This is a genomic window from Streptococcus handemini, from assembly GCF_040984445.1.
In the GTDB taxonomy this organism is placed as follows: Bacteria; Bacillota; Bacilli; order Lactobacillales; family Streptococcaceae; genus Streptococcus; species Streptococcus handemini.
This window is the reverse complement of sequence record NZ_JBFRYH010000010.1, coordinates 1-19714: the sequence shown is the minus strand read 5'-3', so window position 1 is coordinate 19714 and position 19714 is coordinate 1. Positions and strand designations below refer to the sequence as shown.

The window sequence follows — 19714 nt, the reverse complement described above, 5'->3', positions numbered from 1 at the left end:
TTAATTCTTAAAACTATGGATTGGCGCTGGAATTTGTCCACCACGAGCGATAAAATCAGCAGATGAGGCTTGGTTAACTTTCATGACAGGAGCTGTTCCTAAGAGACCGCCAAATTCAATCATATCCCCTTCTTTACCTTTTGGGATAATCCGCACAGCAGTGGTTTTCTGATTGATAACACCGATTGCTGCTTCGTCTGCAATCATGGCTGCAATGGTTTCAGCAGGCGTTTCTTCTGGAATAGCAATCATGTCAAGTCCGACCGAGCAAATAGCTGTCATGGCTTCTAATTTTTCCAAATTCAGCGAGCCAGACTGAACAGCCGCAATCATGCCCTCGTCCTCAGAGACAGGAATAAAGGCACCAGACAGACCACCAACTTGGTTACAAGCCATCACACCGCCTTTTTTCACTTGGTCATTGAGGAGGGCAAGGGCTGCTGTCGTTCCATGCGTTCCAACTGTTTCAAGTCCCATTTCTTCTAAAACGCGTGCTACCGAATCACCAACAGCGGGTGTTGGAGCTAGACTCAAATCGACAATCCCGAATTTCACACCGAGACGATCGCTCGCCATTTGCCCCACTAATTGACCGATACGGGTAATCTTAAAAGCTGTCTTTTTAACGGTTTCAGCTACAACATCAAAGCTCTCTCCACGAACTTTTTCTAAAGCACGCTTGACAACTCCAGGTCCTGATACACCAACATTGATGACCACGTCTGCTTCGCCAACACCGTGAAAAGCCCCAGCCATAAAAGGATTGTCCTCGACTGCATTAGCAAAGACAACGAGTTTTGCGGCGCCCATTTCAGAAAGGCTGGCTGTCTCCTTGATAATCCGTCCCATATCTCGCACGGCTGTCATGTTAATACCTGCCTTGGTAGAGCCGATGTTGACCGAAGAGCAGACCTTATCGGTCTCTGCAAGCGCGCGAGGGATAGAGTTGATGAGAATTTCATCTCCTTTTTGATACCCTTTTTGCACCAAGGCAGAAAATCCACCGATAAAATCAACTCCAATTTCCTTGGCTGCTCGGTCCAGCGCTTTGGCTAGAGGAACATAGTCAGTTGCATCTGTTGCTGCACCAATCAAGGCAATCGGAGTCACACTGACCCGCTTGTTGACAATGGGAAGCCCCAACTCAGCCGCAATCTCATCGCCAACTACGACCAAATCACGCGCCTTGGTCGTCACTTTCTCGTAAATCTTATCAGCCACACGGTCGATGTCCGAATCAATACAATCAAGAAGCGAAATCCCCATGGTAATGGTCCTAATATCGAAATTCTGCTCCTCAATCATAGCAATGGTTTCGGTCACTTGTCTAATATCCATTCCGCTACCTCTTAGATGTTATACATGGCTTCAAAAATTGCCGCACTTTGGATATTGATTTTGACATTCAAGCTCTCACCAAAGGCATCAAATTCCTGACGCAAGGCTGTAAAATCCTTTTTCTCATCGCTTGACACCACTGCCATCATCGTGAATAATTCATCTAAAACGGTCTGGGAAATGTCATCAATATTAAGCCCTAATTCTGCAATCTTAGCAGAAACTCCTGCTACAATACCTGTCCTATCTTTCCCAACAACTGTAATAATTGCTTTCATACCATTCCTCTTTCTTTTTCTACATCATTTCACATTGTCCAAAAAGTCTTTGACCTCAGAAAGATCTAAAAAGACCTCTTCTCCGATTTGCAAGGCTGGCATTCCTACATAGCCATTTTCTTTCGCTTGTTGAAAGGCTGGATGCTGGTCTCGCAAACGGATAAAACGCTTAAAATTGGCCAGATTAGCCGTAATTTCAACATCTTCATAGTCGAAGGACAATTCTTTTAAGCCAGCCACAAACGGAGCTGTATCTGGACATTCTGTCACAAAAAATAGGGTTGCTATCATCTTCTACCTCGCTTCTTCTATTTTCTAGACACCATTGTACCATAAAAGCAAAGTAAGCTCTAAAAGTCATTATCATTTTTAAAAAAATATTCGGAAAAAAGCTAGAAAAGGCCTGTCCCCGACAATAAGGGAACAAGCCATTATCATTCTCTTTTGCCATTTGGCATATAGAATTGGTTTTATCGATTATTTTCCTACATACGTGTGCATTGGGTATGTCAAGTATTCTACGTCACGTATTTTTTCACATGTTACAAATCCGGCTGGTGCATCCATTACGGTCGGGATACGGTTTACGATTGTCGCACAAGTATGCGCCACTGTGTCTGGTTTATTAACAGAGAATACCAAATCAGGTTCACCAAAGATTTCCCAATCGCACATATCCCCATCATCTTCACGGTACACTTTTCCGATACATTCTACTTCTAACTCAATGCCTTGGTTGGTATGAATGGTTGTAACAGCTGACATTCCTGTCACTTCTCCTGCTGGAATCGTCCGACCAAGTGTTTCAGAATAAATGTCCTCATCGAGGATATATGGCACACTCTTTTGAGAAATATCTTTGATGGTCAAGTTCATTTTTGCACAGATGCCTTCAGCAGAGTTCCACATGTAAGAAGGGAAACTTTCAGCAGAAGCAATTTCTTTTTCAAAACGTTCTACATCATAACCCGCACCATGCGCTTCAGCAAGGGCTAGTCCGTAGTCTTCAACGTTATAGCTTACAGCACCTTTAATCTTGGTGATTTTATTCATTCCTGCCATCATGAGACATGGCATATTAATCCAGTAAATATCTTGCATACCTGAGCCCATAATGGTCACACCATGCTCTTTTGCCAATTTATCAAGACGATTTGTTTCTGACGGAGAAGTTGTCCAAGGATAGATGGCTTCCTCACAGGTTGAAATGACATTTACCCCATGTTTAATGGCTGTTTCATAGAAATTGTACATTTCAGGCATGTAAGAGAAAATAGTGACAATAGCAATATCTGCATCGCAACTTGAAAATACTGCATCTGCATCATTTGAGATAATAACCCCTGTCTTATATCCTAGCTCTGCAAAATCACCGACATCTTGGCCAACAACAGCTGGATTATTATCGATTGCCCCAACAATTTCTACCCCATGCTCCACCAAATAGCGGAACAAAACTTTGGACATTTTTCCACAACCATATTGGACTGCGCGTACTTTTGAAGTTCTCATTGTGAACTCCTCCTTTTTATTGTTATTTATTTCACAATTATAGTATAATGTCTCTAGTAACTAGAGAGTCAATAGAGAGTTTCAAAAAAATGAAAAATATTTTACGAATCGGTGAATTTTCCAAAATAAATAGTATTTCTATCCGAACCTTACGCTTTTATGACCAAATCGGCTTACTCCACCCCTATCATATTGATCCAGAGACCAATTACCGCTACTATCATATCAAGCAATCTTCTATCGTCGATTCCATTCAATACTTGCGACAACTGGATTTTTCTCTCGAAGACATTAAGGAAATTTTATCTAATAAGAGCAGTCCCCATCTTCATCAACTGATTGAGGATCGCTATCAAGATTTACTTCGAGAAAAGAAGGCTCTGGAACATCGGATTGCAGAAATCGAAGTCTTCCGCTCAGGGGCTTTATTATATACCGAACACAAAACCAGTAAGGATCTTGAGATAGAAATTCTACCTGAACGAAATATTTGGACCTTTGATTTGCCGAAAAACATCTACCAGATGAACCAAGAAGAATACGAGCTCTATCTCCGTTACTTAAAGCAAGAAATCTTCTCACAAAATCCATTTTATGAACACTTTGGTAAAGTCGGCTCGCTCATGCAGTTAGAGGATTTCAGTAATCAACAGTGGATTTCTACTCAATTTGCCCTCCTCTATAATCCCTACCTTCACTCCCCTGCTGTCAAAGAAGTCACACTAGCAGCTGGCTCATATGCTGTTAGCTATTGCTCTTCCTTTGAGGAAGAAATTACCCGCCTCCCTCTCTTTTTTAAATCGCTAATAGCCGAGCAATTGACTCCAATTGGTCCTTATATCTGCGAAGTCATCCACGAACAACCAAATCTATTCGAGCAAGAACGCGATATGTTTATCAAAATGCAGGTTGCGATTCAAAAACAGTAATACTCTATTACTATCAAAATGAGCATTTTTCGATACTTTATTAGATAGTGCGGACGCAAGCAATCTCCTTCGGCTTACTGGATTTCCAACCTGACACAAGCACTAACCTAACTTTGTCGATGCAACCAATTTATATTTTTTATGGTTATAAATGGTGGCTAAGTTGGTTATTTTTGAATTTCAATGAGTATAACACAAAAAAAGAAGCGTCCAATCGGCAAAGATGTTGCCGATATTTTTGTAAATACCAACAGATCACCCTGTCATGCGCTTCTTCCTTCAGTTCAAAAAGTCAGTCTAAAACATAAGAGATTGGGTAGTTGCCATACTCCGACTAGAGAGTATAGCTTGTACCTCAATCTCTTTTCATTTTTTATTTATAGGTGCTTGATTGAGCGGTTGGCATACTGCTTCCAGTCAATTTCTCTGGCATTACACCACGCCTGTACATCCGGCCCTAAAATGAGATCTTTCTGACGCAGCTCTACTATATTTTTCGCACCAACCAGTACCATCATCTCCGCAACTCGTTCCGTAAGGCGTCTCACCTCATAGATAGCTCGCTCAATATTTTGGCTATTTTGAACCATCTGCAAAATCCGATTTGAAATTCCTACAAGTTCTGCTCCAAGCGCCAAAGACTTGATAATATCGAGCTCGTTTTTGATACCACCAGAAGCAATCACTTCTGGACGCCCCTCTTCTGGTAAGCTCATTGCTTCTACAAGAGAAATAACTGTCGACTGCCCCCAACCATTTAACAGTGGATAACCATCTCCGCCACGACGAATATTTTCAATCAAGGCAAAATCTGTCCCACCTGTGCCTGAGATATCTACCGTCTGTACACCAATAGAAGCTAGACGTGCAACCGTTTCACGGCTCATTCCAAAACCAACTTCTTTCACAATAACAGGAACTTCAATTCCACGAACAATGGCTTCAATATTTTTCAACCATATCGAAAAATCACGATCACCCTCGCGCATCACTAATTCTTGTGGGGCATTGAGATGAATTTGTAGACCATCTGCCTCCAGCAAATCAACTGCTCGTTTTGCATTCTCAAGATCGTGGTTCGCGCCTAGATTCGCAAAGATAATCCCATGCGGATTTTCCCCACGTAAAATACGGAAACTGTCTGCTACACTTGGATCCTTTAGAGCTGCACTCACCGAACCTGAAGCCAATGGCACCTTTGTTAAATGGCCGATGATGCCAAGCAATTGATTGATTAACTTTGTTCGTTCGCTACCACCTGTCATAGCGTTAACAAAGAATGGTGTTGCCATGGTCAAACCAGCTACCGAGGTCTGCAAACAAACATCCTCTACCTTTAATTCAGGTAACGATTGATGTACAAAGCGCGTTTGTTCAAAATCTTTTGCAGACTCCATATGAAACTGCTGATTGGCTAATGCCACGTGTTGATCTTTTCGATTTGGACCAGTAAATGCGTATTCAAACATGATATCTCCTTATTTTTTTCGAGCTATAGAAATATTGAGGGGGACAATTCCTACCTGCTGCCAAGCCTGACCAATTCTTCTTTTTTGACCAGCGGACTCTACCAAGCAAATCCCACAATCACCGCCTCCCGCTCCAGAGGATTTAGCAACAGCTCCTTGCTCTATTGCTAATTGGCATAGTTGGGCGAGCTTAGGTGTTTCGATGATAATCCCCATACTTGTCGAAAACTCCTGTAACTGTTGACGATTCATCACCACAGCTTCTCTAACGGATTCCTTGTCATTTTCTTTACAAGCCTGAATCATTTTTTGTACACAGTGCTTGTTTTCTGTTAAAAATTGCCGGTAGTGAACTTCTTTTTCTTCCTGATTCAGCTGACGATGCATGGTTACCACCAATTGGTCTGTCGAAGCTGCCGACCCAGTCCAGCCAACCAGTAAGTCTAGACCATCTGGTAAAGCAAGTGACTCGATAAACAGGCCTTGCCAGTCTTGTGCGAGTAATTCAAGAATCGGTAAGTACTCCATCGCGTCTTTAAGCCAAGTCCGATCAACAGAATGATAGGCGACAATCCCACCAAAACTGGAGGCAGCAAGGTCACCAAAGGAACCTACCATATCAATTTTTAACTGAGCAATTGCTGCCAGTTTATACACCAACATCGGTACAACTTCTTGCTGATAATAGGCTAATAAGGCCCGAATCACTGCAACCGTTACAGCTCCTGAGGAGCCCAAGCCATACTTGGTACCTGATTTTTGATCATCCAAATCCGATCGTACTGCAACGCGATAGAGTGCAGATACATCTACGCCCAACGTGCGGACATAGTCTTCAACCACCTGCATACTACTGATAATCAACTGATAGGAATTAGACGAACCTGCGCAAATCTGATGCCCCTGACGGGACCAAGCCACTTCCAGTTCAGGATTTTGAGTAGAATGAATCGTCCCTACCTCTGCCTTTTGTAAAGAAACAAACAATCGCTGTTCAACCGCTGCAATCACTGCCGGATAACCAGCTTCAACAACTGCATATTCACCCGCTAAATACAATTTCCCCGGTGCGCTTGCTTCAATCATGCTCCACACCTCTAGAAAAATTACGTTCTGATTCCTGCCAGTCTGCGCTTGATAAAACATAGGCCCCGCACCCTGGAAGACTAGTTAAAATTTGCTCTGCTGGCAAATATGCTTTCAAGGCTGTGACTAAACGATCCATATCACTAGCTCTACAAAGCACTTTGACATTCGGACCGGCATCCATGGTCATATAAGCCGGCAAATGCAAGTCCGTTCTTACCTGACGAACAGCCTCCTGCGCTTTTAGACTATCCGCTGTCCAATAGGTAAAGGGAGGATTCGCGGACAAGGTGGTCGCATGCATTTTCATGCCATTGTGTTCCGTCAGTTGACCCACTCGCTCAAAATCTCGCTGCGCAATGGCAGCCTTGATGTTTTGCAAATCTCGAGCAGCGGTTTCAACCCAAATCGGATAAAACGGGGAAGTCTGAACCGTATGCTCCATGCCCTCACGACTAGCAATCTTTTTCTTTCCCGTATCAACAGCAAGAACAATCATCCCAATGTCCCAATCCGCATCGTCAATTGGATGTGCCATAGAATCTGCTGACCCTGTCCCCATATCCCATTCGACAAAGCCGCCAAAAAGACTACGGGTACTAGAGCCTGACCCTCGTCTAGCAAAGGTTGATAATTCCTCGCGAGACAAGTCCAAGTCCAAAGCAGTTGCAGTAGCTAATGCCAAAGCTGCAAAAGCGGAAGCTGAACTAGCTAGACCAGCAGCCGTTGGGACAAAATTCAAACTTTCTACACGGGCAAATCTGCCCTCACTTATATATTCGCGAAACAAATTCAAAAATTGCGAAATTTTTTTTACTTCTTTTTCAGATTGCTTTTGGTCGTTCAAAAAAAACTCATCTGTCGTCAATGAATCATCAAAGACAACCTTGGTATCTGTATAAAAGGCATCCAAGGTCAAGGATAAACTGGAATTCATCGGTAAAAATAAATCCTTATCCCGTTTTCCCCAATATTTAATTAACGCAATATTGGTATGGGCACGCGCAATTCCCACTTTCTTACTCATGTCCTTCTCCTAAAAACTGTATCCATGTTTGGCTTGCACCTGCTGATGCGAGTGCCTGAGCAATATTTTGCGCTTCTGCCTTGGTCTTTGCAAGAGCAATCATGCAACCTCCCCGGCCACCACCAGTTAATTTGGCCCCCAATGCCCCCTTTTGGCGCGCAATCGCAACCAATCTATCTAAACTTTCATCAGATACACTCAACTTCTGCAAATAACTATGTGCACGGTTCATAACTTGACCAAGTTCAACAGCTTGATTCTGCGCCAAATAATCCCTCGCTTGATTGGTCAACTCTCCCAGAGCCTCAATCCAATGGATAGCTTCTTCCTGCTCTTGACAAAGGTGTGCTACATCAGTAATCGCTTCTAGGGTATTTCCCGTCTTTCCTGTATCTGCGACAACCAGATAAGCATTCAAGCAAAGGGCCACCGACTCAATTGCTTGACCTTTCACAAAAAAGATAGGTGAGGTCCCTGTCACCGTTGTCGCATCAATTCCTGACGGATTTCCATGCGCAATCTTTTCAGACGACTGGACGATTTCCCACAGTTCTTCATCTGACAAGTTTTTTTGATAGAAAGTAAATAAAGCTCGTGCCACTGCGGTAGCAACTGCTGCACTAGAACCCATCCCTCTTTCTGCCGGAATGGTTGAGTGAATTTCAATATGAATAGCGGGATCAGTCGGTGCCCCAATCCGATAAAGCGAGAATCGGATGGCATGTTTCAAACTTTCCCAGATTTTGGGCATTTCATGAACCAGACCTTGATAAAAATCACAACTAACAGAAAGCGCATGGCCTTCAGCTCGAACTTCAGCCGTAATTTGAACAGCAGAAAAGGGCATGGCAATAGCTGGCTGACCATAAACTACTGCATGTTCTCCCATTAAAATAATCTTTCCTGTTGATCTTCCTATTGCAACCATGATGTCTCCTTATGCAGTTTATATTATACCACGTTTCAGAAAAAACCTTCTACTATTTTCCATTTCACAAGAAGGAACGCTAGAGAAATGTAGCAAAAATTTGTTTTTCAATTCTAAAATCGCTACAATATTACTATCAGATAGGACGAGGAATACGACTATGAATATGAACCATCTACTGCAGCAAGCACCGAAAAATCTTCCTATTTTGCAGGCTCGTTTTGGGCTAGAACGCGAATCACTACGCATGAATACCAAACACCGTATCACGCAAACTGCTCATCCCGAAAAACTAGGTTCTAGGGAGTTCCACCCTTATATACAGACCGACTATAGCGAATCTCAATTGGAATTGATTACCCCAGTTAGCAACTCGACAATCGAAGCTAGACGGGTGCTAGGCGCCATCACAGAAGTTGCCTATCGCTCCATGAATCCAGAGGAATATCTCTGGCCACTATCTATGCCTCCTCAAGCAGGAGAAGATGAGATTCGCATTGCTCAACTGGCAAATGAATATGAATACCAGTACCGACAAGGTCTTGGTCAGCGCTATGGAAAATTACTCCAATCCATGTCTGGGATTCATTATAATATAGAACTAGGCGCAGACCTTATCCAGCAATTGTTTGAACAAAGCCACTATAGCTCATTACTTACATTTAAAAATGATCTCTATCTCAAGTTAGCACAGCAATTTTTACGCTATCGCTGGTTTTTAACCTATTTGTACGGTGCTAGTGTAGTAGCCGAAACAGGATTTTTACAGGAAGCATTAGATCTCCCTGTTCGTTCCTTGCGCAACAGCTCCTATGGTTATGTTAATTCTGCGGATATTCATGTTTCCTTTGCTGATTTAGAAACCTATGTCCATGATATTGAGCACTATGTCAAAACAGGGCAGCTTTCTGCTGAAAAAGAATTTTATTCAGCCGTCCGCCTGCGGGGTCACAAGCACAATCGAGACTATCTCACAAAAGGCATTCGTTATCTCGAGTTTCGTTGTTTTGACCTAAATCCTTTTGATTTTCTGGCCATTAGTCAAGAAACCTTAGATACTGTCCATCTCTTTGCTCTTGCCCTCCTTTGGATTGATTGCCCTAAAAATATAGATGATGCACTTTTAGCCGCTGCTCAACTAAACGACAAAATTGCCCTTTCTCATCCTCTAACTCCCCTACCAAAAGAGGCTGATACGCAAACTATTATTGAAGCCATGCAGGCTGTTGTTAGTCATTTCCAATTAGATGAGAAGTATCAAGAATTAGTAGAAACTGTCAAACAGCAAGTTGCTCAACCACAACTGACCCTATCAGGACGATTGGTCGACCAACTAGAAGGTCTTTCCTTAGAGGATTTTGGACGCCAACAAGGACGAGACTTTCATGCCTATGCTTGGAATGCGCCCTACGCTCTTAAAGGCTATGAAAACATGGAACTTTCTACTCAAATGCTGATATTTGATGCTCTGCAAAAAGGAATTAACCTTGAGATTCTTGATGAAGAAGATCAATTTCTCAAACTCTGGCACAAGGATCATGTCGAGTATGTCAAAAATGGCAACATGACCTCAAAAGACAACTATGTTGTCCCTCTTGCTATGGCCAATAAAACGGTCACTAAAAAAATCCTCGCAGCTGCTGGATTTCCAGTCCCAGTAGGGGCAGAATTTTCAACCAAGGAAGATGCCCTACGCTACTACGGACAGATTGAAAAGCGGGCCATTGTTATCAAGCCAAAATCAACCAACTTCGGTCTAGGTATTTCTATTTTCCAAGATGGCGCTAGCCTAGAAGACTATGAAAAAGCCCTTAACATCGCCTTTACCGAAGACACACAGGTCTTGGTGGAAGAATTCATTGCAGGCACTGAGTACCGTTTCTTTGTTCTAGACGGAAAATGCGAGGCTGTATTACTACGTGTAGCTGCAAATGTGGTAGGAGATGGGATTCATACAATCCGCGAATTGGTTGACCTCAAAAATCAAGATCCACTGCGTGGACGTGACCACCGTTCTCCCCTTGAAATCATTCAGTTAGGAGACATTGAAAAGCTCATGCTGAGCCAGCAGGGCTATCAGCCAGATACCGTTCTAGAAGCTGATCAAAAAGCTGAGCTACGGGGTAACTCCAATATTTCAACAGGCGGTGACTCAATTGATGTAACAGATCAAATGGATGAGAGCTATAAGCAACTAGCAGCTGATATGGCTACAGCTATCGGAGCTTGGGCGTGCGGTGTTGACTTGATTATTCCAGATCTAACACTGCCGGCTACCAAAAGCAAACCAAACTGTACCTGTATCGAACTCAATTTCAATCCGTCCATGTATATGCACACCTATTGCTACCAAGGGCCAGGCCAAGAACTAACACCCAAGATTATCGCAAAATTGTTCCCTGAGATCATTTAGCAAGACTGAAGCAGTTTTCAGTCTTTTCATATTTCCCTTAAAGCCCATCTACTGGCATTTTACCACTCTTGTGCTATAATAATTCCTATGGACAAAATGATTAAAACAATTTCAGAAAATGGGCACTTTCGTGCCTTTGTATTAGATAGCACAGAAACGGTTCAAACTGCTCAAGAAAAACATAATACTATGGCTTCATCAACTGTGGCCTTGGGGCGTACCTTAATCGCCAACCAGATACTGGCTGCAAATGAAAAGGGCAATACCAAAATGACCCTTAAAATCCTTGGCAACAGCTCACTTGGTGCCATTATCAGCGTGGCAGATACAAATGGTCATGTCAAGGGCTATATTCAAAACCCAGACATCGATTTGAAAAAAACAGCAACAGGAGAAGTTATCGTAGGGCCGCTAGTTGGCCAAGGACAATTTTTAGTGATTACCGACTATGGTATGGGACATCCCTACCACTCGATGACACCGCTGATTTCAGGAGAAATCGGTGAAGATTTTGCCTACTTTTTGACTGAAAGCCAACAAACGCCGTCAGCAGTTGGACTCAATGTCTTGCTTGACGAAGAAGACAAGGTCAAGGTGGCAGGTGGTTTTCTGGTGCAAGCCTTACCAGATGCCACAGAAGCAGAAATTGCACAATTTGAACAACGGATTCAGAATATGCCTGCTATTTCTAGCTTGCTTGAGTCTGACAATCATATCGAATCCCTACTGGAAGCTATTTATGGTGAGCAACCTTTCAAACGTTTATCGGAAGACACACTCAGCTTTAACTGTGATTGCTCAAAAGACCGCTTCTTAAATGCTCTTGCTAGCTTGCCAAAAACAGATTTACAAGAAATGAAGGAAGAAGATAAGGGGATAGACATTACCTGCCAATTCTGCCAAACCCATTATCACTTTGACGAAAACGACTTGGAGGAACTCATCAATGACTAATCTCAACACCCCATTTATGATTGGAAATGTCAAAATCCCCAATCGAACAGTCCTAGCCCCTATGGCTGGTGTCACTAATTCTGCCTTTCGTACTATTGCAAAAGAAATGGGCGCAGGGCTCGTGGTCATGGAAATGATTTCTGAAAAAGGACTGCTCTACAACAACGAAAAAACCTTGCACATGTTGCATATCGAGGAAAACGAAGCCCCAATGTCTATCCAACTCTTTGGTGGAGACGCTGACGGATTATCTCGTGCCGCAGAATTTATCCAAAAAAATACCAAGGCAAATATCGTGGACATCAACATGGGTTGCCCCGTTAACAAGGTCATCAAAAATGAAGCAGGTGCCAAATGGCTCAAAGACCCTGATAAAATTTACCACATTATCAAGCAAGTAACATCTGTTCTTGACATTCCTCTCACTGTAAAAATGCGGACTGGTTGGGCTGATCCTAGCCTAGCTATTGAAAATGCGCTCGCTGCAGAAAGTGCTGGAGTAGCTGCTCTTGCCATGCACGGTCGCACTCGGGAACAAATGTATACAGGAACTGTTGACCTTGACACCCTCAGCAAGGTCGCAAAGGCCCTCACTAAAATTCCATTCATCGCAAACGGCGACATTCGCACCGTCCAAGACGCTCGCCAACGGATTGAAGAAGTCGGTGCAGATGCTGTTATGGTCGGACGAACTGCTATGGGGAATCCTTATATCTTTGAGCAAATCAATCATTATCTCGAAACAGGCGAAATCTTGCCTGATTTGAGTTTTGAAGATAAGCTCAAGATTGCCTTTGAACACCTTACTCGCTTGGTCAACCTCAAAGGAGAAAGCATTGCCGTCCGTGAATTCCGTGGATTGGCTCCCCATTATCTACGTGGAACAGCTGGTGCCGCTAAGATCCGTGGAACAGTCGCCCGTGCCGAAACTGTTGCAGAAGTTGAAGCACTCTTTAACCAAGCACGTGAAAATTATAAAAAATAAGGTCGCAAAACAGATCTGCACAGCTTGTCATGCTCTATAAAAATCAATATCTGATCAGCAACATCATCAAAACATGTTAAAGAGGTTGGGACGAACGTGCCCAACCTCTTATTTTGCCCTATCGGGTACTATCAAATTTCAATTCGCCGGCTTTTACACCAATTTTTAGTGTACTGCCATTTTGTAATTCCCCACGCAGCATCATTTCTGCTAGTGGATCTTCGACTTTCTTTTGGATGATACGACGGAGTGGTCGCGCTCCCATTTCTCTGTCATAACCTTCTTTTGCTAGTAATTTCAATGCAGAAGGTTGAATCTTGAACTGAATACCCTTTTCATCCATCACGGTTTGAAGGGGACGAATCATCACTTTCACCACTTCTTGCATATCGTGATCACTCAAACTATGGAAGACAATCTTCTCATCAATTCGGTTGATGAACTCTGGGCGATAGGCTTTTTTTAACTCTTCAAAAATACGTTTTTCAACATGTTCCTGACTTTGTGACAAATCAAGTGCTCCAAAACCAACTGTCTTATCATCGCGTAAGGCTGTTGCACCAAGATTGGAGGTCATGATAATGAGGGTATTTGAAAAATCAACCTTCCGTCCCTTACTATCTGTCAAGACTCCATCATCTAATACCTGCAAGAGAAGATTAAAGGTATCAGGGTGTGCTTTTTCAACCTCATCAAATAATAGAACCGCATAGGGTTTGTTACGGACTTTTTCCGTCAGCTCACCGCCTTCTTCGTAGCCAACATAGCCTGGAGGGGCACCATTTAACCGACTAGCCGCAAATTTTTCCATATACTCACTCATATCAAAACGAATGAGAGCCGATTCATCATCAAATAATACCTCAGCCAAAGCCTTTGCCAACTCTGTTTTTCCGACCCCAGTAGGGCCTAAGAACATAAAGGAACCAATAGGACGCTTGCCTGTCCGAATGCCAGATTGGTTTCGGCGAATAGCACAACTGACCGCCGAAATAGCAGCTTCTTGCCCAATCACACGCTTATGCAATGCAGCTTCTAAATTCAAATATTTTTTCACATCTGTCTGGCTCAGCTTCGCAACTGGAATACCGGATAAGCGACTAAGAGTTAGCAACACATCTTCTTCTGTTACTTTGGCATTACCTAGTATTTCTTGGTTTTCTTCCTCTAACTCCTTCATCAACAGCTGACTGACTGTCTTATGCTTTCCATCCATCAGTGCCTGATCAGCCGCAGACAATTCAGACTGTTTACCGCTGGTTTTTTGCTGATTTTGTACTGTTGCACTCGCTTCATCAAGTAAATCAATAGCTGAGTCTGGCAAATTTTTGCTGGTCAAGTACCGTTTAGCAAACAGCACAGCCGTACGAACAGCTTCCTCTGTAATCTGTATTTTATGGTGGCGTTCATAGGCCGGTTTTAATCCTTGTAAAATAGCAATACTATCAGCCACACTTGGTTCATCGACTGTCACCTTGGCAAATCGACGGGAGAGAGCCGCATCTTTTTCAATATGTTTTTGATATTCATCTTGGGTCGTTGCACCAACTGTTCGCAAAGTTCCCCGTGCAAGAGCTGGTTTTAGGATATTAGCTGCATCTAAAGTCGAATCAATTCCGCTACCTGATCCCATAATCGTATGGAGCTCATCAATAAAAAGGATAACATTCCCATCTTCTTCAATATCGTTAATGATATTGTTCATTCGTTCCTCAAAATCGCCACGAAAACGTGTTCCTGCAATGACATTCATCAAGTCCAACTCCAAGACCCGCATCTTAGCTAGACTAGCTGGCACTTCACCGTCTGCTACCCGTTGAGCCAACCCCAAGGCAAGCGCTGTTTTCCCAACCCCTGCTTCTCCTACTAAGACAGGATTATTCTTGGTCTTGCGTGACAAAACTTGAATCATTCGAGAAATTTCTGACTCACGTCCAATCACTGGCTCAATCTGTCCTGCACGAGCCAACGCAGTCAAATCTCGTGTATAGTCTTCTAAACCACCTGTCTGCGGTGCTGGTGACATGCCCATCATATTGGCCATAGTTGGACGATTGGCACGACTACCTTTCATCGTACTACGAATAGCTTTCAAATCTTCTTTCGTAAATCCAGCTTTTGCCTCTAAATTCTTCCGCAAATCAATAAAGCGAATCTTATCATCTGAATCTTCAAAATGAAAACCGGCCCTATCTAAAATCTGTGAAGCAACCGAACGTTTATCGAGTAACATTGCCATAAAAACATGCTCTGTTCCCACCTGCTTTGCTTTGACAATTTCCGCAATCTTATGGGCAAACCCAATCACTTCATTCAAACGTTTTGACGTGTGCAACAGCGCAAACTCTTCCAATTCTTCACGATAGCTACGCTCTGTTACCAGACGAGTTGCCTGCTCATAGTCTGCAATATCTGTAGGATATTCTGCCAAAACAGCTCCTGCAATCGTATCTGGATTGATCACAAAAGCCAATAATAAATGCCAAGTTTCTAGGTAGTCACACATATAGCGCTGTCCAATAAACTGCGCATCTTCATAGGCACGTTGTAATCCTTTTGAAAATTTCATCCTAATCCTCTTTCCTATCCAATCGTCGTAGTAGTTGTCGTAGCATCCGTGCACGGATGGCAGGGGCATCCGTTCCCAACACCTCATCGCTCCCAATTGACAACAAGAGATTGCCTTCTCGCTCTGTCATCAGCTGCTCATCAAATAACAGCTGTAAAATATCCGCGAAGACCGTGCCAGACACTTCTTTCCCCATATTATGTAGTAAGTCGTGAACCAACTCATGCTTGTCCGAAAAGGTGACACGCCCAATGCGGATGTAGCCACCGCCACCACGCTTACTTTCGACAATATAGCCACGACTAGCCGTAAACCGTGTCTTAATCACATAATTAATCTGACTTGGTACCACTTCAAACCGACTAGCCAACTCACTCCTACGCAACTCTGCTACACTTACTTGCTCTAAAAGCGCCTTAATATGCTCTTCGATATAATCAGATGTATTTTTCATCACCATAGAATCCACCTCTTTCTCTGACTATCTTTGACTATTATATCGTAAATCACAAACTTTGAAAAGCAAAAGCCACGCTGTTCTGTTTGTTCAAGGGATATAAATGGTAATATACATTAGGGAGTATCAGTCCATTTTTTCACCTACAAATTGGACTATACTTCTTTATCTCTTGCCTTTCTTCCTCATTTTTCCTATACTAAGATATAGAAAGGAGTTACGATGTTTACCAATTCATTTCAAAAGCTCGTACAAGATTTTACAGCAATTTCTATCGAAGAAGCCGAACGTTTACTCGCGCAGGAAGAACCAGCCATTCTCTTTTTAGGACGTGCGACCTGCCCTTATTGCCAACGTTTTGTACCAAAACTCCATAACGTTGCACAAGCTGCTGGATTAACCGTCTATTTTATCGACAGCTCTAATCCTGATCCACAACTCCAAGCACTTCGTCAGCGCTACCAAGTAGCTACAGTTCCAGCCCTCTTATACACAAGTGCAGCGGGTGTTCAGGTTCGCTGTGACAGTTCTATGACAGAAGAAGAAATCCGTCACTTCTTAGCAGGCTAATATGACAGCTCTACAATTTCAGTTTCAGACCGATTCTGTGACCCTCTACCACAAAAATCAATCATTTGGAACAATCTATTTCAAGGAAAATCCTTATCACAACCAAAATATTTATCTAAATTTTCAGTTGAAGCAGTATGATATAAGCCTTGCTCCTTCGCTTTTTCAAGCCATTCTCCAGCATACCAAGCGCCCTTTACAGGTCACGCTTGATTCTACAGACCAGACCCTCATCGCTTTTTTAGAGGCAGGAGGTTTTAAATGCCTGCGAAAATGCTATGAGATGGAAGTTAGCATACAAGATTACCTTGGAAATCCTGTCCCCATTCAATTTCAAATAGCAGAACAAACGGAAAACATCTACTATCGTTGTTGCAATCTGTTGCTGAATCATTACCAGAATACACATCAGGCAATCAGTCCATTTACAGGAGAGAAAGACGAGTTTTTCAAGGAACTTCCTTCCACTGTTTGCTATCACATTGAAAAAGACGATATCACTTGTCTAGCTTTTCTTGACGGAAATGAAATTGCCTATCTGTGGGCAAAGAGCATAGACTGCCTCCAAGTCTTTCTCAATTAACTGATTCCCTACCTCTTTCAGCAATATAGCTCCATTATCTTTGAAGCAGATGATGTGGATCCCTGTGCGATGACGCTTAAATCAGTCTTTACAGATGTCACAGATGAACATTGGGATACTTATATCCTACGATAAACAGTAAAAAAGAGAAGAACACTTGTTCCTCTCTTTTTAGTTACACTTCTTATTTACCAAGAGCCGCAGCCATTGTTGCAGCAACTTCTGATTCAAAGTCGTTTGCTGCTTTTTCAATTCCTTCACCCACTTCGAAGCGCGCAAATGCTACAACGCTAGCGTTTACTGAGTCAAGGTAAGCTTCAACTGTCTTGCTGTCATCCATGATGTAGACTTGTGCAAGGAGTGTGTAAGCTTGGTCAACTTTTGTGTTGTCAAGCATGAAGCGATCCATTTTACCTGGAAGGATTTTATCCCAGATTTTTTCTGGTTTGCCTTCAGCAGCCAATTCTGCTTTGATGTCTTCTTCTGCTTGTGCAATCACATCGTCAGACAATTGTGCTTTTGATCCATATTTCAAGAATGGAAGGGCTGGTTTACCAACCATTGCACGGCTTTCATTGTCTTGTTCGATTGCGTGGTTCAATTGTGCCAATTCATCTTTCACGAATTGCTCATCCAATTCTTTGTATGAAAGAACAGTTGGTTTCATCGCAGCGATATGCATTGATACTTGTTTTGCAAGCGTTTCATCGCCACCTTCGATGACAGAGATAACACCGATACGTCCGCCATTGTGTTGGTAAGCACCAAATGCTTGGGCATCTGTTTTTTCAATCAAGGCAAAGCGACGGAATGAGATTTTTTCTCCGATTGTTGCAGTTGCATTTACGTAAGCTGCTTCAAGCGTTTCACCTGAAGGCATTGTAAGAGCAAGAGCTTCTTCATTGTTAGCTGGTTTACCTTCTGCGATTACTTTAGCTGTTTCATTGACCAATTCAACGAATTGAGCATTCTTCGCAACGAAGTCTGTTTCAGCATTTACTTCAACAACTGCTGCTACATTTCCATCCACGTAAACACCAGTCAAACCTTCTGCTGCTACACGATCAGCTTTCTTAGCTGCTTTTGCCATTCCTTTTTCACGAAGCAATTCAATCGCTTTTTCGATGTCACCATCTACTTCAACAAGGGCTTTCTTCGCGTCCATGACACCAGCACCAGATTTTTCACGCAATTCTTTTACAAGTTTAGCTGTAATTTCTGCCATAGTATATCTCCTATTTTAATATTTAAGTAAAAAAGGGGAGGGCTGAGCCCCGCCCCTTAGGATGTTTTCGAGTGATTAGTTGTTGTCGCCTTCTACAACTTCAACGATTTCTTCGATTGATGTTACTTCTGCTTCAGTAGCCGCCAATTCTGCTTCTACTGATTCAACGCTATCTTCACCTTGACGGCCTTCGATAATTGCGTCAGCCATTTTCGCAGTGATTAATTTAACAGCGCGGATTGCATCATCGTTTGCTGGGATGATTACATCGATATCATCTGGGTCAGTGTTTGTGTCAACCATCGCAACAACTGGAATTCCCAATTTTTTTGCTTCTTTCACAGCGATTTGCTCTTTATGTGGGTCAACAACGAACATGACATCTGGAATACGTGGCATGTCTGCGATACCGCCCAAGAATTTTTCAAGACGAGCACGTTGTTTGTTCAACAAGGCTACTTCTTTCTTAGGAAGAACGTCAAATGTTCCTTCTTCTTCCATGCGGTTGATTTCTTTCAAACGAGCGATACGTTTTTGGATTGTTCCCCAGTTTGTAAGAGTTCCACCCAACCAACGGTGGTTGATGAAATATTGGCCAGAACGGATAGCTTCGTCTTTCACTGCTTCTGCAGCTTGTTTTTTCGTACCAACGAACAAGATTACTGCATCATTTGCTGCTGCATCACGGATAAAGTCGTATGCTTGGTCAGCCAATTTTACAGTTTGTTGGAGGTCGATAACGTGGATACCGTTACGTTCTGTAAAGATGTATTTCGCCATTTTAGGGTTCCAGCGACGAGTTTGGTGACCAAAGTGAACACCAGCCTCAAGAAGTTGTTTCATTGAAATTACTGCCATGAGTAATGTCTCCTTTTTGTTTTTTCTCCTCTCTCAAACGTCAGCTTGCAGTCCAACCTTTTGGCAACAGGCCCACAATGGATTTGAGATGAGTATTTATTGCGTATCGCAACTCTATCATCTTACCAAATTTCACAGGATTTGGCAAGGGATTTGTTATTTTAGCCACGACAAACGCATGAAACGGTCTTCGGCTTTTTTCTACCTCAAACACTTTTTTGATTTAAAGTAATCGTTTTAAATACTGGTCAAAGGATAGACTAAGGACATATTTCTTACGACGCATGCTCATTTTCTTTCCAAAATCCAACCGTTTTAGGACAGCTAGGCAGAATTTGTCCATCACATTCAAATTAAACGCTAACTGCTTGTTCAAAGTTTTATTCGCATCTTCTCGAAAAACAATATCTAATAACCAATGCATACTCTCTATCTGCCAATGACCTCGTACATAGTCGCATAATTCCTTCGCACTAACCTGACTACTCAAGATAAAGTAGCGTGTTTCTTCACCCTCTTGACTACTCTTGGTC

Annotated in this window: 19 protein-coding genes; 6 read left to right on the top strand and 13 right to left on the bottom strand. The window is 42.7% G+C overall.

Annotation, left to right across the window (positions count from 1 at the left end):
* From ABPH35_RS02695 to ABPH35_RS02680, 4 genes are all read right to left on the bottom strand, one after another.
* A complete protein-coding gene (locus ABPH35_RS02695; protein WP_368849584.1) occupies positions 1 to 1338 on the bottom strand; it encodes a PFL family protein in 1338 nt (445 codons plus the stop codon).
* An 11-nt stretch (positions 1339 to 1349) separates the two neighbouring features.
* Positions 1350 to 1616 carry an ACT domain-containing protein gene (locus ABPH35_RS02690; protein ID WP_368849583.1) on the bottom strand — a complete coding sequence of 89 codons (267 nt, stop codon included), beginning with the start codon at positions 1614 to 1616 and terminating at the stop codon, positions 1350 to 1352.
* A gap of 24 nt (positions 1617 to 1640) precedes the next feature.
* Positions 1641 to 1907 carry a hypothetical protein gene (locus ABPH35_RS02685; RefSeq protein ID WP_368849582.1) on the bottom strand — a complete coding sequence of 89 codons (267 nt, stop codon included), beginning with the start codon at positions 1905 to 1907 and terminating at the stop codon, positions 1641 to 1643.
* 186 nt (positions 1908 to 2093) lie between these two features.
* The gene (locus ABPH35_RS02680) at positions 2094 to 3128 is read right to left on the bottom strand and encodes an NAD(P)H-dependent amine dehydrogenase family protein (RefSeq protein ID WP_368849581.1); all 1035 of its coding nucleotides are present in this window, start codon (positions 3126 to 3128) and stop codon (positions 2094 to 2096) included.
* Positions 3129 to 3217: 89 nt separating this feature from the next.
* Between ABPH35_RS02680 and ABPH35_RS02675 the strand changes: the two genes are divergently transcribed.
* A complete protein-coding gene (locus ABPH35_RS02675; RefSeq protein WP_349988146.1) occupies positions 3218 to 4057 on the top strand; it encodes a MerR family transcriptional regulator in 840 nt (279 codons plus the stop codon).
* A 377-nt stretch (positions 4058 to 4434) separates the two neighbouring features.
* Here ABPH35_RS02675 and fni read toward each other — a convergent pair whose 3' ends face one another.
* From fni to mvk, 4 genes are read right to left on the bottom strand one after another with little or no spacing between them, the layout of a single operon-like run.
* Positions 4435 to 5526, bottom strand: coding sequence for a type 2 isopentenyl-diphosphate Delta-isomerase (fni, locus tag ABPH35_RS02670; RefSeq protein WP_349988145.1), 1092 nt, complete (start codon positions 5524 to 5526; stop codon positions 4435 to 4437).
* A gap of 9 nt (positions 5527 to 5535) precedes the next feature.
* Positions 5536 to 6612, bottom strand: a complete 1077-nt coding sequence (locus tag ABPH35_RS02665) for a phosphomevalonate kinase (protein WP_349988144.1) — start codon at positions 6610 to 6612, stop codon at positions 5536 to 5538.
* Positions 6605 to 7639, bottom strand: a complete 1035-nt coding sequence (gene mvaD / locus ABPH35_RS02660) for a diphosphomevalonate decarboxylase (protein WP_349988143.1) — start codon at positions 7637 to 7639, stop codon at positions 6605 to 6607. The genes ABPH35_RS02665 and mvaD overlap by 8 nt, the downstream gene beginning before the upstream one ends.
* The gene (mvk, locus tag ABPH35_RS02655; RefSeq protein ID WP_349988142.1) at positions 7632 to 8567 is read right to left on the bottom strand and encodes a mevalonate kinase; all 936 of its coding nucleotides are present in this window, start codon (positions 8565 to 8567) and stop codon (positions 7632 to 7634) included. The genes mvaD and mvk overlap by 8 nt, the downstream gene beginning before the upstream one ends.
* Positions 8568 to 8727: 160 nt before the next feature.
* Between mvk and gshAB the strand changes: the two genes are divergently transcribed.
* The 3 genes from gshAB to dusB all read left to right on the top strand — a co-directional run bounded on the left by gshAB (position 8728) and on the right by dusB (position 12919).
* Complete coding sequence (gene gshAB / locus ABPH35_RS02650) at positions 8728 to 10980, top strand: bifunctional glutamate--cysteine ligase GshA/glutathione synthetase GshB (RefSeq protein WP_349988141.1); 2253 nt, start codon at positions 8728 to 8730, stop codon at positions 10978 to 10980.
* A gap of 87 nt (positions 10981 to 11067) precedes the next feature.
* Positions 11068 to 11934 carry an Hsp33 family molecular chaperone HslO gene (gene hslO / locus ABPH35_RS02645; protein ID WP_349988140.1) on the top strand — a complete coding sequence of 289 codons (867 nt, stop codon included), beginning with the start codon at positions 11068 to 11070 and terminating at the stop codon, positions 11932 to 11934.
* Positions 11927 to 12919 carry a tRNA dihydrouridine synthase DusB gene (gene dusB, locus ABPH35_RS02640; protein ID WP_349988139.1) on the top strand — a complete coding sequence of 331 codons (993 nt, stop codon included), beginning with the start codon at positions 11927 to 11929 and terminating at the stop codon, positions 12917 to 12919. Before hslO ends, dusB begins: the two co-directional genes overlap by 8 nt.
* Positions 12920 to 13037: 118 nt before the next feature.
* On the opposite strand, the gene ABPH35_RS02635 is transcribed toward dusB, so the two are convergent.
* Both ABPH35_RS02635 and ABPH35_RS02630 read right to left on the bottom strand, forming a co-directional pair.
* Positions 13038 to 15488, bottom strand: a complete 2451-nt coding sequence (locus tag ABPH35_RS02635) for an ATP-dependent Clp protease ATP-binding subunit (protein WP_349988138.1) — start codon at positions 15486 to 15488, stop codon at positions 13038 to 13040.
* Position 15489: 1 nt separating this feature from the next.
* Positions 15490 to 15948 (bottom strand): CtsR family transcriptional regulator, encoded by a 459-nt coding sequence (locus tag ABPH35_RS02630; RefSeq protein ID WP_368849580.1) that lies wholly within the window; start codon positions 15946 to 15948, stop codon positions 15490 to 15492.
* Positions 15949 to 16167: 219 nt separating this feature from the next.
* On the opposite strand from ABPH35_RS02630, the gene traF reads away from it, so the two are divergent.
* Together traF and ABPH35_RS02620 are read left to right on the top strand one after the other, a co-directional pair.
* Entirely contained in the window at positions 16168 to 16515 is a 348-nt protein-coding gene (gene traF, locus ABPH35_RS02625) for a conjugal transfer protein TraF (RefSeq protein WP_368849579.1), read from the top strand.
* Position 16516: 1 nt separating this feature from the next.
* The gene (locus tag ABPH35_RS02620) at positions 16517 to 17098 is read left to right on the top strand and encodes a hypothetical protein (protein ID WP_349988135.1); all 582 of its coding nucleotides are present in this window, start codon (positions 16517 to 16519) and stop codon (positions 17096 to 17098) included.
* A 184-nt stretch (positions 17099 to 17282) separates the two neighbouring features.
* On the opposite strand, the gene tsf is transcribed toward ABPH35_RS02620, so the two are convergent.
* The 3 genes from tsf to ABPH35_RS02605 all read right to left on the bottom strand — a co-directional run.
* Positions 17283 to 18323 carry a translation elongation factor Ts gene (gene tsf, locus ABPH35_RS02615; RefSeq protein WP_349988134.1) on the bottom strand — a complete coding sequence of 347 codons (1041 nt, stop codon included), beginning with the start codon at positions 18321 to 18323 and terminating at the stop codon, positions 17283 to 17285.
* Positions 18324 to 18398: 75 nt separating this feature from the next.
* Positions 18399 to 19181: a 30S ribosomal protein S2 gene (gene rpsB / locus ABPH35_RS02610; RefSeq protein ID WP_349988133.1), complete on the bottom strand. Its 783-nt coding sequence runs from the start codon at positions 19179 to 19181 to the stop codon at positions 18399 to 18401.
* A 223-nt stretch (positions 19182 to 19404) separates the two neighbouring features.
* On the bottom strand, positions 19405 to 19714 hold a 310-nt coding region (locus tag ABPH35_RS02605; protein WP_349988132.1), incomplete at its 5' end, for an ISAs1 family transposase.

Excerpts from the sequence above, each read along its gene's own strand:
- ABPH35_RS02695 (WP_368849584.1), bottom strand. The coding sequence starts at position 1,338 with ATGGATATTAGACAAGTGACCGAAACCATTGCTATGATTGAGGAGCAG.
- ABPH35_RS02680 (WP_368849581.1), bottom strand. The coding sequence starts at position 3,128 with ATGAGAACTTCAAAAGTACGCGCAGTCCAATATGGTTGTGGAAAAATG.
- traF (WP_368849579.1), top strand. The coding sequence starts at position 16,168 with ATGTTTACCAATTCATTTCAAAAGCTCGTACAAGATTTTACAGCAATT.
- ABPH35_RS02630 (WP_368849580.1), bottom strand. The coding sequence starts at position 15,948 with ATGGTGATGAAAAATACATCTGATTATATCGAAGAGCATATTAAGGCG.
- rpsB (WP_349988133.1), bottom strand. The coding sequence starts at position 19,181 with ATGGCAGTAATTTCAATGAAACAACTTCTTGAGGCTGGTGTTCACTTT.
- ABPH35_RS02665 (WP_349988144.1), bottom strand. The coding sequence starts at position 6,612 with ATGATTGAAGCAAGCGCACCGGGGAAATTGTATTTAGCGGGTGAATAT.
- hslO (WP_349988140.1), top strand. The coding sequence starts at position 11,068 with ATGGACAAAATGATTAAAACAATTTCAGAAAATGGGCACTTTCGTGCC.
- fni (WP_349988145.1), bottom strand. The coding sequence starts at position 5,526 with ATGTTTGAATACGCATTTACTGGTCCAAATCGAAAAGATCAACACGTG.
- ABPH35_RS02635 (WP_349988138.1), bottom strand. The coding sequence starts at position 15,488 with ATGAAATTTTCAAAAGGATTACAACGTGCCTATGAAGATGCGCAGTTT.
- ABPH35_RS02675 (WP_349988146.1), top strand. The coding sequence starts at position 3,218 with ATGAAAAATATTTTACGAATCGGTGAATTTTCCAAAATAAATAGTATT.
- ABPH35_RS02690 (WP_368849583.1), bottom strand. The coding sequence starts at position 1,616 with ATGAAAGCAATTATTACAGTTGTTGGGAAAGATAGGACAGGTATTGTA.
- tsf (WP_349988134.1), bottom strand. The coding sequence starts at position 18,323 with ATGGCAGAAATTACAGCTAAACTTGTAAAAGAATTGCGTGAAAAATCT.
- mvk (WP_349988142.1), bottom strand. The coding sequence starts at position 8,567 with ATGGTTGCAATAGGAAGATCAACAGGAAAGATTATTTTAATGGGAGAA.
- mvaD (WP_349988143.1), bottom strand. The coding sequence starts at position 7,639 with ATGAGTAAGAAAGTGGGAATTGCGCGTGCCCATACCAATATTGCGTTA.
- gshAB (WP_349988141.1), top strand. The coding sequence starts at position 8,728 with ATGAATATGAACCATCTACTGCAGCAAGCACCGAAAAATCTTCCTATT.
- ABPH35_RS02685 (WP_368849582.1), bottom strand. The coding sequence starts at position 1,907 with ATGATAGCAACCCTATTTTTTGTGACAGAATGTCCAGATACAGCTCCG.
- dusB (WP_349988139.1), top strand. The coding sequence starts at position 11,927 with ATGACTAATCTCAACACCCCATTTATGATTGGAAATGTCAAAATCCCC.
- ABPH35_RS02620 (WP_349988135.1), top strand. The coding sequence starts at position 16,517 with ATGACAGCTCTACAATTTCAGTTTCAGACCGATTCTGTGACCCTCTAC.